This window comes from Bizionia saleffrena (assembly GCF_008086175.1).
GTDB classification, from domain to species: domain Bacteria; phylum Bacteroidota; class Bacteroidia; order Flavobacteriales; family Flavobacteriaceae; genus Bizionia; species Bizionia saleffrena.
Window position 1 is genome coordinate 1 of the sequence record NZ_VSKM01000011.1, and the last position, 13,442, is coordinate 13,442.

Sequence of the window (13,442 nt, forward strand, 5' to 3'; positions counted from 1 at the left end):
TCGTCGCGATCTCTGCGTTAAGGATTGAGGCTTTGTTGGAGCTCTCCCGATTTTTTATCGGGAAGCGACTGCCGAAAGCCTGACTGCATTGCAAAACAAAACAGTGTTTTGCAATGCGGTAACGCCCAAAATATAATATAAGTTATAGAAAAAAGTTCCAAACTAGACCGAATCGCACGGCAAAATCGCGATACGGATGGTTTGGAGCGGCGTAATAATCGTAACCGGTAAAAGGTGCGTTAAAATGTTCGGCCTTTATATAGATACGCGTTTGACGCACTTTCGCATTGATAAAGAAATCCAATCGCGGGAATCCACCATATTTTCTATCGGTTTGCACGTAAAATTCTGCTAGTAAGGGATCGTAACCATTCATATTATATTCTGTGAAATAGTTAAACGTGAAGCCGGTTTGCAAAAACATTGCATTTTTAAAAATGTAATTTGAATAATAGAGCGTGTTTCTGGTAATTACTTCTGGAACGTTAAAGACCTGATTATCGTCTTTTACGTTTTGATACATTACGGTATTATTGAGGTGGAAGTTACCCACTCGAAATTCCTTATTGGCTTTAAATCTTAAATAAGAAATGGAAGCCTCATTTTGAAACGGCTTTACAAGTCCATCTACATCTGAATTTTTAAAGTATATATAATCGTTTATAGTGGTCGCGTCTATGGATAGATTAACGTATTTATCCGATTTAATATGAAAGGCCAATTGCTGTGTTTTTGTATTATTAAAGCTGTTTTGCCAATTGTAATTTATATAACTACTTTGATATAATAAAACATTATAATTAGGTGCTTTAGAGCTGTGATTTAACTGTGCAGCAACTAAAATATCGTCGTTTAAAGCAAAGGCTGCTTCACCTTTTATATAATTACCTTCGAAATCGCCAGATACATTTAAACCAACATCTCCTTTAACTTTAAATTGACCAATTTGTTTTTTGTATTTACCGCCAACAGTAACAATATCACCAATTAAACGATTGGTTAATGTTTCGTTTTCTAGCACTACAACTTTATCGTACCCGTAATTGTAATGGTTATTACTAACATTAAACTGCAATTCTCCTAGTGTATTATTAGCGTAATTTATTTGTACTTGGTTATAAAAGTTTTCTAATGAGACGGTGTCTTTTAATGTGGTGGCTTGAAAGGCTTCCCCGAAATAGGTATTTGCTGCCTCTTGTTCGTACTTATATGCACGGCGATCTAAAGAGATTACGTGTTTTACGTTTAGGGTGTTTTGTGAGGTTGAATCTTCTTTTTTTATAAACTGATAACTGTGATCTAGATAAAAACGTTTGCCTTTAAGAATGTTTTCGGCGTCTTGAAAGTTGACTTCCAATCGGGCTCTGTCTAGCAAATCTTTATCTCCAGATTCGAAAAAAGTAACATTACTGTCTTTTAGTCCGCCATTTTCTCGATTCATTAAATCTTGAGCTACAAAATGCCCGCGCACATTATAGCGCTTGTTTTTAGTTTGATAGCTCGAGGTAAACCTAAAATTCCCGGTACTTGTTAGCACGTTTTGGTAAGTACCTAGAGAACGAAGTCCTTTGTAAGCTATAGAGGCATTAAATTGTTTTGAGGTATTTACGGTAAAAAAAGCATCTAATAATTGCCCTTGCTTAAAAGCGGTTTTATAAAACAACTCGGTTAACGGTGTTGGCACGTGGTAATACTTTATATCTTCGGCCTCCATATAATTAAAATGTCTAGCTTGCGCACCAAACCCGGGTAAAAGGCTTGTGTTCTCGAAGTCGTAACTTAGCGTATTATAACTTTGTCCGATATTTGCAAATGGCATAAGATTAAAATTATCTTTGCGCAAATAGTTGTATTTATACTCCTTTTGTATGGTTAATGTGGTATCGACATGAGTGGTATCGTTGGCCTGAGACACGACTAAATAATCGGTGATTTTAACAGCGTCATTTTTAACGTTTTTATTGCTAGTGCTTTTATTTGCGCCCCTATTATCAGCAATAGTATCGTTCCTATTGCTTTGTTGTAAATCAGCTCTAGTTAGAGTTTGTTTTATTTGTCCGGTGGCTGTAATGCTAAAGATTAATAAAAATAGGATTAAAATTATTTTATTCATTAAATCATAATTATTTTTAAACTTTAAAACTCAGGTCTTAAGTTTCGTCAAAAATAGGAAATATCTTTTTGGAATTTTATCTTCTACAAAGAAAGACTTAAATATTACCTTTAATAACGCCAAAATACTAAGTATTATATAAATGTTGAAATTAAATTATTCTGGTTTAGAATTAGAATGTGGCACAGATGAAGCTGGCCGAGGTTGTTTAGCTGGCCCAGTTACGGCTGCCGCTGTTATATTACCTACTCATTTTAAAAATCTTTTATTAAATGATTCTAAGCAACTTTCTAAAAAAAAACGCGATGCCTTATTACCTATTATTGAAGCTGAAGCTCTTTGTTTTAGTTACGCGCACGTTTACCAAGAAAAAATAGACGAGATTAATATTTTGAATGCTTCAATTTTAGCAATGCAACAATCCATAGGGAATTTAAAACCAACACCCCTGTTTATAATTGTTGATGGTAACAGATTCAAACCTTATAAAAACATACCCCACGAGACTATAGTTAAAGGGGATAGCAAGTTTTTAAGTATAGCGGCCGCTTCGGTTATAGCAAAAACCTATCGCGATGCGTATATGAACACTATTGATAAGGAGTTCCCTATGTACAACTGGAAGCAAAACAAAGGATACCCCACCAAAGAACACCGCGCAGCGATTAGAAAATATGGTGTTACAAAATACCACCGAAAGAGTTTTAAGCTTTTGCCCGACCAAATAAAACTTGAGATTTAATTTATTCTTTTAAAAGAAATAGATTAAGTAATTTTACCAAAATATGTCACTAGTCTTTATGAAAAACATTTATTTTAGTCTTTTATCAGTGTTTATACTTTCGGGTTGCCAAAACACGTCTAACACCACGTCGCTATATGATGCAATTCCTGAAAATGCTTCGGTTATACTTCATATAAAAGACAAAGAAAGTTTAACCAGTAACCTTAAAAACAATAGTTTACTTGGAGACTTAGCCGACACTAAAAATTACGACAAACTATCTCAAAAATTAGTCGCCTTAGATTATGTAAATACTACCCAACGTATTGTGCTCTCTTTATTAAAGGATAAAAACGATAGTTTGCAGTTTACATTTGCTACGAAATATGTACCAAACCTATTTAAAATTGACTCGTTACAGAATCATAAATCTGAACAATTTAAGATTAACCAATACATAGCACAAAAAATAACGATTAAAAACGAACGTTTATATGCGGTAATAAAAGACAGTATCGCTTTTGCAGCCTCTACACAGCCACTTCTTGAGGCTATTTTACAACCCACAAAAAAGAACGCACAGTTAGATAAAATAATTAAAACGACAAATACAGACCAATCGTTTTCAGTGATTTTAAATCACAAACAATTAAAAACGCAAACTACACTTTTACCTTCGGACAGTCTTTTCACCTCTCGTTTTACAAATTATAGTGCTTTTGATACCGAGATTTCTCAAGACCGTATTTTACTAAATGGTATTACTATGGCTAACGATTCTACAAATAGTTTAATCAACGTTTTTAAAAACACGACACCACAAGACACTCAAATTGCTAAAATAGCACCCTCAAACTGCGATTATTTAATGAGTTTTACTTTTGATTCGTTTGCCACTTTTAAATCGAATTTGGAGGCTTTCAATGGGACTAAAACCAGCACTTCTATTACAACCCTTTTTAACAATATTGTGGAAGTTGGCGTCATCACGGAAAGCGATAATACAGCTGTTGTATTAAATTCGATAGATGTAATTGCTACTAGAGATGCTTTAATTAGTGCACAAACCGAAGCGGAAGAGTACAGACAAGTCACCATATATAGGTTTGATGCGCCTGCTGTTTTTCAAAAAACATTTTCGCCACTTATCGGTTTTAAAGAGGCCGCTTATTATTGTAATATCGATCAGTTTTTTGTGTTTTCGAACACCATAGAAAACCTTCAAAATATTATTGCGAACTACCAAAATAAAACGACTCTTAGCGATCGGGACTATTATAATGAAGTGGTTTCAAATTTTAGCGACCAATCGTCTTTATTTCAAATGGCGACCTCTTCAATTTTAAAAACTACTTTAGAAAAGGGGCTGGATTCTGAAATTAAACCGACGTTACAAGCGTATAAATTATCTGGCATTCAATACATATACGATACTAATTTCGCCCACGTTAATGCCATCATTAAAAAGAATAAAGCAAAAGCAGAACGCAATGCCGTTACAGAACTTTTAAATATTAAATTAGATAACGATATTTTAAATACACCGCAGTTTGTGCTAAACCATCGTACTAAAGAAAAAGAAATTGTAGTCCAAGATGTTAAAAACAAACTGTATTTAATTTCTAATACTGGAAATATTTTATGGAAGAAACAATTAAAAGGACCAATTTTAGGTAGTATTGAACAGATTGACACCTATAAAAATGGCCGATTACAATTAGTATTTGCAACGCCAAACCACGTGTATGTAATTGCTAGAAACGGAAAGAATGTAGACAATTTCCCGATGATTTTTAAAGATAAAATCACACAGCCCTTATCGGTATTTGATTACGATACTAATAAAAAATACAGATTATTTGTTACGCAAGGCTCCAATGTATTACTTTATGATGCTACAGGAAAAACAGTAAAAGGATTTAAATTTACTAAAGCAAACGGAACGATTAATCACAAACCGCAACACATACGTTTAGGAAATAAAGATTATATTTTGGTAAAAACAGAGAAGCAACTTCATATTTTATCACGTCGCGGTTCGGCTCGTGTTACCCCAAAAACTAAAGCTAATTACAGCGATCAAGGCGTTTACGAATACAACAATACGTTTACAACGATTACCCAAGACGGGAAACTAATAAGCATTGACCAAAAAGGAGGCGCTAGCATAAAAAATCTAGATTTAAACGATAACGTAGCGTTTACTACTACCACAAAAACATTGGCTGCACAAAGTGACAACAAACTAATGATTAGAAATAAGACGTTAGAATTGGATTTTGGAAACTACACAGCGCCAAAGATATTCTATATCAATAATAAAATTTACGTATCGGTAACCGATTTACAAGCCCAAAAAGTTTTACTTTTTGATAGCCAAGCAAAAAGCATCGATAACTTCCCTGTTTATGGTAACTCTACTATTGAATTAGACAATATTGATAAGGACAGCAATTTGGAGTTTATTACTAAAGGAGAGTCTAATTCTATTTTACTGTACGAAATTAATTAATTCGCAAAGCGGAAATTATTCAGACTAAAAACGATAATTTTCAAGCTTATTTTACTCTTTTAAACAGGCTTGACGTTCTTTTAATACTGTTACATTCGAAGCTTTAGCGCTAACTAATTACAGCCTTTCACTTCTCTAATTTTATTATATTTCTCTATAACAGCGCTTAAACTTCTTTTATCTTTTATTTATAATGTGACATAAATAGCTTAACTTTAGTTTAATAACCAACTAATAACAAGTGTATTATGAAAATAAATCCTCTTATTTATTTGTTCCTTTTAGTTTTTATCTCTTGTAATAATGATAAAAAAGAATCTGATAAAGACATAGATACCGATTCTGTAAAAAAAGAACTGACCAGTTATAATTATGTTTACGAAGGCGATTTGGAACGCGCCTATATTAAACATCGCATTATAGATTTAAAAAAAGAATTGGAAAGTTTAAACGCGACAATCCAAGCAGGCAAAAACGATGAGAATAGCATCGTATTTCTCGAAGAGACCGAAGCAGAAATTTTAAAACTTAACAATGATTACCAAGCTATAATACTCGTTAAAAAAGGAGTGCTGCCAATAATACCGCCGCCACCGCCGCCGCCGCCTGTTCCTTGTTTATGTTTTGATGTCTTTAATAGACTTAATCAAGTTGTAGCGACCAATACTGTTGTTTCGCTTTCGGCTACTTTAACAGACAACAATGGTAAAAAAATATTTTCTACCAAAGACATTATGCCAGAACCCATTTTAGATACGAGATTAGTAGTTTTCGATTTAAATACCGATTTAGAAAAATTTACAGACGAAGGCTTTTTAACCATAGAAAAAATAATGAAAGACGACTCTAAAAAAACATACGATGTTTCGGTTAGCGTACATCCTATAGAGAACACTCCTTAATTTTAAGTTTGATTTTCTCTGAAAATCTCTAGAGTTCTTTATACTGCTGCGTTTCATTTTCAAATTACAGATTCATAATGGTTTTTAAACCAAGAAACATCACGTTTAAATTAATAGAACACAGCCTCATGTCGCTGTTTTTTATGCTTTTCACGATTTCTATTTGCGCTCAGAATGAAAGTGAAGATATACATAGCATGTTTAAAAAGATGACTACTTATATGTATACTAATAAGGACTCCACTTTTCACTATTCTAACGCTATTGTTTCGGCCTCAAAAGACCCCAATACTTATACCAATGTGATTTACGCCTATTTATACGCCAACAAATCAGCGGCTTATTTTAATGATTTCTGTACTTTAAAACGCAATATCGAAAAAATCGACAGTATTTTTAGTGCTCGCGAAGACGCTTTATCTCAACTTGATCGTTTGTATTATATAAAGAACTCGGCAAATTATGATAAAGGCGTTTATTTCTATAAGTTAAACGATTATACAAAAGCACGCGATGCACTAAAATCTATTATCGATGTATCACAAAGCGATCCTAGAGCCATAAATAATAATCCCAATAACGATTTAGTTTATGGTGCCTACACAACAATCGCGAAAATGTATAGCAACGATGGCAAATATGAAATGGCAAAAGACTATTATAGCAAAGCGATTCGGTTTTTAAATACGCACGCAGAAGATGCATACAGTGTCTTTAAACTGAATAGAATTTACAGTTTAATTGGCGAAATTTATAAAAAGCAAAACCAACCTTTAGTTTCTAATACCTATTATAAAAAATCGCTAAAACAAAGTATTGTTTTTAATAATGCTAATGGAATACTCACCGAAGCCAATACCATCGCAGAAAACTATATTTCATTAAAACTAACTGATAGTGCGGAATTCTATTTAAAACAGATGGCACCTTTTCTGGAGGACAGCAATCCGTATACGTATAAGTATTATAAGACAGTGGCACAATTGGCTCATTTATATAATGACACTGTTGCTGTGGTAGCTAATTTTAATAAGGCACTACTATTAAATACTGCTAAATGGAACACTAAAAAACATATAGAAACTGCCGAAATCTATCAAGAATTATCTAAATTCTATAGTGCTATTCAACAGTATCCTAAAGCGTTATTACAAATAAATAAGGCTATAGAAAATGTTTCTGGGGATAACGTAATTTCTTCATCGGTAAACAATACAATGTTATTTCGGTTATTAAAGATAAAAGCACAGCTCTTAAATACAATTAGAGATTACGAAAACGCCCTAAAAACGGTACATCGCGCCGTTGCTATTTTAGACATTTTAAAACCCTCCTTTAAAAACAACACGGATAAATTATTATTAATTAACGACGCTTATCCTTTAATTGAAACAGGCCTGGATGCTACGTACAACTTATATGGAGAGACTAAAAATGAAGCATTAATTGACCACGCTTTCTTTCTTACCGAAAAAAACAAAAGTGTACTCCTTCTGGATGCCTTGTTAACTAGCGAGGCTTTTACTTATGCCAACATTCCTAATCATATTATCGAAAAAGAGCACATTTTAAAATACCAAATCACGGCATTAGAAAAAGAACTCAACACCAATACTAATACTGATAAAAAAGATGAATTATTCGAATTGCAATTGGAGTACCGAGAACTTATCGAAGGTCTTGAAAAAGACCACATAAACTATTACAATTTAAAATACAATCAAGACGTCGTTACCGCAAATCAACTTCAGAAATCCTTAAAAACTAAGGAAGCCATAATTGCATTTTTCTACGGTAATTCTTTCATCTACCGCATTACCATTACCAATTCTACTAAAGAACTGAAACGCATTCGCAATACTAAAGCACTTCAAACGTCCCTTTTAAATTTTCAAAAACTTATAAGTTCGCCGACTTCCAATCGTAAAAACTTAGCTACAATTTCTAAAGAACTTTTTGCTATTCTAATGCCGAAAACATTTGAACTAGAAAAAATTAAAAACTTAGTAATTATTCCTGACGGTTTACTCAATTATATTCCTTTTGGAGCGCTAGAATCTTTAAACACAGAATATAATTATGCGATCCAAGAATATGAGATTAGCTACATTAATTCGGCTACATTATTAGAGCAATTAAAGGGCAAAAAGAAAAACAATGGAAAACTTTTAGCCTTTGCTCCTACATTCGCAGGTAAAATTAGCACTCTTTTACCGTTACCCAATACAGCAAAGGAAATCCGAAGCTTAGCAAATCATTTTAAAAGTGATTTATATTTTGATACGCAAGCTAATTTGAAGGCTTTTGATACTTTAAGTAGTAAATACAGTATTCTACATTTGGCTACTCACGCCGTTTTTAATAATTCTACCCCAGAGTACTCCTACTTGGCATTTAGCGCCAACATAAAAAATGAAAATCTGCTATATGTAAAAGACCTATATAATTTAAAACTTAATGCCGATTTGGTAACGTTAAGTGCTTGCGATACCGGGATGGGAGAATTAAAACGCGGGGAAGGCTTGCTCAGTTTAGCGCGCGGGTTTTACTTTAGTGGCGCCTCGAGTTTAGCGAGTACGCTTTGGAAAATTAACGACGCGTCTTCCTCACAATTAATGGATGCATTTTACTCTAACCTAGCTTCTGGGCAACCAAAAGATAAGAGTCTCCAAGCCGCTAAACTAGAATTTATTAATTCTAATAAAGAAACGGGGTTGTCTCACCCTTATTATTGGTCTGGATTTATTATTTCTGGAAATACAACCCCTTTACAAACAACAACAAATTATACAGTATATATAATAGGTATCGTCGCGCTTTTAATTATACTACTTTTAATTAAAAATCGGCGTAAATTAACTTAACTTATTTAATAACTTTTTAGCTTCTTGACGTTTGTAATTCTGTTGCCTTAAAACTAATTTGAGTTCCTTTTTGGCCCGTACGATATCATTTTGTTTTAAATAAATTAACGCTAGATACCAATGTGATTCCCCAATAAAAGAAGAAGCTTCGGTGGTATTTTTATTAAGTAGTCCCTTTGCTTTTTCTAAGTCACCGAGTTCTAAATAGGTCTGCGCTTTATAAAATAAGATATATTCTTCAGGATTTTTAATAGTATTAAAATTAGTTAAAGCCATGTCAAAATCTTGAGCTTCGTATGCCACAAAAGCTTGACGTTCTATAGAATTTATAGTGTCGCTTCGGGTAATAGGAAACACAGTATTAGGATGTGTAACGTAATTAGTTGCGTATAATTCTACGGTATTTACACCAAAAAAAGCATCGTAGCCAAACCAGCTAGCCGACATAAATAAAAGTACTGCCGCCGCTATTTTCCAATTAAACCATTGTGTTTTCTCATCAGATTCTTTACGCGTCTTTATTTCGGTTTCTAAGGTTTTCAATTTGGTTTTAAGACGCTCGCTTTCGGTCTCTTTTATCGCAAGTTTTAAGTTTTTTTCAAATTCAAATTGTGCCTTAAATTCGGCATCTTCAGCTAATAAACTCTCAAATAATTGTTCTTGATTTGGTGTTAAGCTGTGAGAAAAATAACCGTTTAATAATTCTTCTTTTTTCATTACAAATTTAGTTAAGCTTTATGCGTTCTCTTAATGTTTTCATGCAACGCGATTTGGTGCTTTTTACTACATTTTCGGTATTATAATCGCCTTGGCTTAAAATCTCTTTTATGGTGTATCCACGGTAATAAAACAAAGTGAGTAGTTCTTGGCATTGTTTACCTAGCGTTTTAAAATGTTTTTTAAGCAAGCGCTGTTGCGTTGTTAATGCTTCTGTCTCCATTTCAATGGTTTCACTAATTTTAGACTCTTTTTGTAATAGACGCACATCAAAATCTACTATTTCCATTTTATTACTTCTTTTTATCCTATCAAAAATCATAAACTTTCCTATACTAATAATGTAGGTAGAAACGCTACTAGTTAACGCCTGCAATTTTCCACTCATTACATTAGTATAAAAGGCAATATAAGCGTCTTGATATACATCTATAATGTCGTCGTCTTCCAAATTATAGCGCCTAGCAAAATGAATAAATCTGGCCCGATTATTCTCGTAAATCTTTTTATAAATAATCTCCGATCCTTTTTGGAGGTCTTCAATTGTGATGTCTAAATCTAATGTACCCATTAATGTAAATGCTTCGAAAAGGTTAACACTACTTTAATCTAAAATACAACATTTTAAAAAAAACTCATATTTAATGTTAACCTTTTTATTTCCATACTATTAAATAGTAAACCAAAACCTTTTAATTATGAAACTATTTAAATTACTCCCCTTAATTATTCTTATGTGTGTTAGCACTTCTATAAACGCTCAGATTTTTAAAAAGCTAGGAAAAAAATTAGGCAAAGTTGTCGAGCGTACCATTGAAGGGAAAGCCGAAGAAAAAACAGCACGAGAAACAAGTAAAGCATTCGACTCTACATTTAATAATCCTTCAAAAACTTCGAAAACTAGCAGTCCTTTTAATATTATGGGTAAAGCTGAAGCTCCCGCTGGAAGCTACGCGTTTACCCATAAATATGTTATGAGATTTAATGATGGTAAAAAGACTTTCGACATTACCTATTTCCTTTCCGAAAGCGGCAATTATATGGGCTCAAAATATAATTACGAAGAGAAAGGTATGGAGGATATGATTATGGTTATCGATGCTACAAGAAATACACTATTCACTTTTATGACTGTCGATGGCAAAAAAACGGTAATTAGTATGGGTTTCGATATAAACGATGCTCCCGAACAGGTCGAAACAGAACAAAACATTTCATTTAAAAAAACAGGACGCACCAAAACTATTTTAAAGTTTTTATGTGAAGAATATACCGTAAAAAGCCAAGACTCCCAAGGTTCTATTTGGATTACAAAAGAAACTGAAGTGCGTTTTTTAAACCTGAAGCAACAAATGAAAGGCACTAAAAAATTCAATCAAAAATGGTTAAGTCTTGGTGACGGTTTAGTTATGGAAATGGATATGGTAGATACTTCGCGCCGTAAACCTAAACCAATGAAAATGGTATGTACTGCTTTAGAAACAATCAATTATACTTTAGACACTTCAGAATATGGGTCTTTGTACAAAAATTAAAAAAAAAGAAGTTCTCTTGTTAACCTTTTGTAAAAAGTCCAATTAAATAAGTAAATAAACTATTAATCTTAAACATTAAAATTATGAAACATTTAGTATTAAAAACGAAGTATGTAGTATTAGCTTTATTAATTAGTTTTAGCTTCTCCTGTTCTGTAGAAGACGGCGCAGATGGCGTTGTTGGTGCACAAGGCGAACAGGGTATTTCGGGAACTGATGGAATAAATGGCAATGCCAATGTACAAGTATTAACTATAGATATGTCTACGGAATCAGGTTCGTTCGACGATAAATCTGTGCCAGAATTAACCCAAGATGTCATAAATAATGACGTCATACTAGGCTATATTAAAAGAGGCGAGATGTGGTTTCCTTTACCTGCTGTTGCCGATATTATTCCTTTTAGTGTTTCGATAACCATTACTGTAGGCAACTATAGTTTAGATTATGTAGATGGCGTTACCGGAAGCTCATATAGTATTAATGCTGGTGATATTGATTTGCTTAAAATTGTAATTATAGAAGCATCCAATAGTTCCAAAAACAGTAATAATAATCTAAACGCTTATGAAGAGTTATTGAACGCTGGCGTAGATGTAACTGATTTTAGAGCCGTTTGCGACTATTACGATATTGCATACTAAGCCTCCAATTATTCTTAAACTCCGTAACACCCATAGAGCACGAATTAGTAAATCGAAATTAATAAGGTGGTAAAACCCTTTCCTACAATCAAGGTGCTATTAATCAATTTGGTTTTATGCTACTTTTAATTTCAAACCTCTAAATCGTATTGCGGAGTTCTTTTTTCTTCAAAAACTTTCCTTCACAATTACATTATATTTACTCACAATCCATAACTGTAGTCATTTCTCCGCTAAAGAATCATTCAAAAATTAGAGTTCCAATATAAAAAGAAACACGCGAGTTATCATTTTTTGTTATTTTAATTCTACTATAATTAGTACTATTGCATAGGCAAAACTCAATTCTGATTTAATTCAAATTTACAAGATGATAAAACGTACAAATGCGACTATTTCGAAGTTTATAATTCATAAAGTCGGTAACAAACACAACGATACAAAAAATGCTTTTTCTGAGAAAGAAGTGCATTTCGACGAAGCGAGTTACGAACTTATGCTTCCATTTTTGTTGCGTCCTTTCGGATCTGTTGTGCAAAGTTTCCGTTTTAATCATCACGCAAATGTAGAATTGAATGAAATAAACGCCTACGCAAAATCCATTTTAGGAGATGAAGAAGCCTTTGTAGAGTCTTCAAAAAATATTGTAAAACATTTATACGAGCAATCTAATTCGGCGCAAATAAAAACCGGAGATGTTTTAGTCGCTATTTTTGAAGGCATAGAATATAAGGAGATGGTAACAAATGCTATCGGTATTTTTAAAATTGAGAGTAAAGTCAATTTTTTTCAAACCTTTTTAGAAAATAATAGTTACGATGTGCTGGTACAAAAAGGAATTAGCTCTAAAAAAGTAGATAAAGGCTGTTTAATTTTAAACCAAAAAGACACCGAAGGCCATATTATTTTAAGTGTAGACAATAACAGTTACGACGCGCAATATTGGATCGATAATTTCTTAAATATTAAGTATGCCGACGATATGAATAACCATACGCATAACTATTTAGAATTATGCAAAGAGTTTTCTACCGAAGTCTTAAAAACAAGTTACGGCGAACAAGAGCGCAATATCTTTTTAGCGAAAACGATAGATTATTTTAAAGAAAATGAAACGATAAATGTCGAGCGTTTTAAAGAAGAGGTTTTTACTGATGAAAAACACATTCGAGAATTTGAAGATTTTAAAAAAGATTATGAAACAGATTTAAGTTTAGTATTACGTAATCAATTCGATTTGGCTGAAGCTGTAGTTACAAAAGAAAAGAAAAAGATTAAAACCGATATAAAACTAGATACTCACATACAAATTAAATTAGATATTGATGCGCCTGATGCGGCGAGTGAACATTTAGAACGTGGTTATGACGAGGACAAAAAAATGCATTATTATAAGGTGTTTTTTAACAATGAAGCTTAATTAATTAAAAC

10 protein-coding genes are annotated in these 13,442 nt (G+C 32.9%); 7 read left to right on the forward strand and 3 right to left on the reverse strand.

The window, feature by feature from the left end; genetic code table 11:
• Window positions 1–142: 142 nt before the first annotated feature.
• Window positions 143–2,113 (reverse strand): putative porin, encoded by a 1,971-nt coding sequence (locus ES676_RS10990; protein ID WP_148370382.1) that lies wholly within the window; start codon window positions 2,111–2,113, stop codon window positions 143–145.
• A 142-nt stretch (window positions 2,114–2,255) separates the two neighbouring features.
• Here ES676_RS10990 and ES676_RS10995 point away from each other — a divergent pair, with 142 nt between their 5' ends.
• The 4 genes from ES676_RS10995 (at window position 2,256) to ES676_RS11010 (ending at window position 9,115) form a co-directional block, all read left to right on the forward strand.
• Window positions 2,256–2,855, forward strand: a complete 600-nt coding sequence (locus ES676_RS10995) for a ribonuclease HII (RefSeq protein ID WP_148370383.1) — start codon at window positions 2,256–2,258, stop codon at window positions 2,853–2,855.
• A 58-nt stretch (window positions 2,856–2,913) separates the two neighbouring features.
• Window positions 2,914–5,349, forward strand: a complete 2,436-nt coding sequence (locus ES676_RS11000; protein ID WP_148370384.1) for a ribonuclease HII — start codon at window positions 2,914–2,916, stop codon at window positions 5,347–5,349.
• A gap of 248 nt (window positions 5,350–5,597) precedes the next feature.
• Window positions 5,598–6,251 carry a hypothetical protein gene (locus ES676_RS11005; RefSeq protein ID WP_148370385.1) on the forward strand — a complete coding sequence of 218 codons (654 nt, stop codon included), beginning with the start codon at window positions 5,598–5,600 and terminating at the stop codon, window positions 6,249–6,251.
• 209 nt (window positions 6,252–6,460) lie between these two features.
• Window positions 6,461–9,115 (forward strand): CHAT domain-containing protein, encoded by a 2,655-nt coding sequence (locus tag ES676_RS11010; protein ID WP_170234450.1) that lies wholly within the window; start codon window positions 6,461–6,463, stop codon window positions 9,113–9,115.
• Here the strand turns inward: ES676_RS11010 and ES676_RS11015 are convergent.
• Together ES676_RS11015 and ES676_RS11020 are read right to left on the reverse strand one after the other, a co-directional pair.
• Window positions 9,107–9,832: a tetratricopeptide repeat protein gene (locus ES676_RS11015; RefSeq protein ID WP_148370387.1), complete on the reverse strand. Its 726-nt coding sequence runs from the start codon at window positions 9,830–9,832 to the stop codon at window positions 9,107–9,109. The genes ES676_RS11010 and ES676_RS11015 overlap by 9 nt on opposite strands.
• 7 nt (window positions 9,833–9,839) lie before the next feature.
• Window positions 9,840–10,403, reverse strand: coding sequence for an RNA polymerase sigma factor (locus tag ES676_RS11020; protein ID WP_148370388.1), 564 nt, complete (start codon window positions 10,401–10,403; stop codon window positions 9,840–9,842).
• Window positions 10,404–10,530: 127 nt separating this feature from the next.
• Between ES676_RS11020 and ES676_RS11025 the strand changes: the two genes are divergently transcribed.
• The 3 genes from ES676_RS11025 to ES676_RS11035 all read left to right on the forward strand — a co-directional run bounded on the left by ES676_RS11025 (window position 10,531) and on the right by ES676_RS11035 (window position 13,431).
• Window positions 10,531–11,367: a DUF4412 domain-containing protein gene (locus tag ES676_RS11025; protein ID WP_148370389.1), complete on the forward strand. Its 837-nt coding sequence runs from the start codon at window positions 10,531–10,533 to the stop codon at window positions 11,365–11,367.
• An 83-nt stretch (window positions 11,368–11,450) separates the two neighbouring features.
• Entirely contained in the window at window positions 11,451–12,011 is a 561-nt protein-coding gene (locus ES676_RS11030) for a hypothetical protein (RefSeq protein WP_148370390.1), read from the forward strand.
• Between the two features lie 370 nt (window positions 12,012–12,381).
• On the forward strand, window positions 12,382–13,431 hold the full coding sequence (locus ES676_RS11035; RefSeq protein WP_148370391.1) for a nucleoid-associated protein: 1,050 nt from the start codon (window positions 12,382–12,384) through the stop codon (window positions 13,429–13,431).
• Window positions 13,432–13,442: the final 11 nt, after the last annotated feature.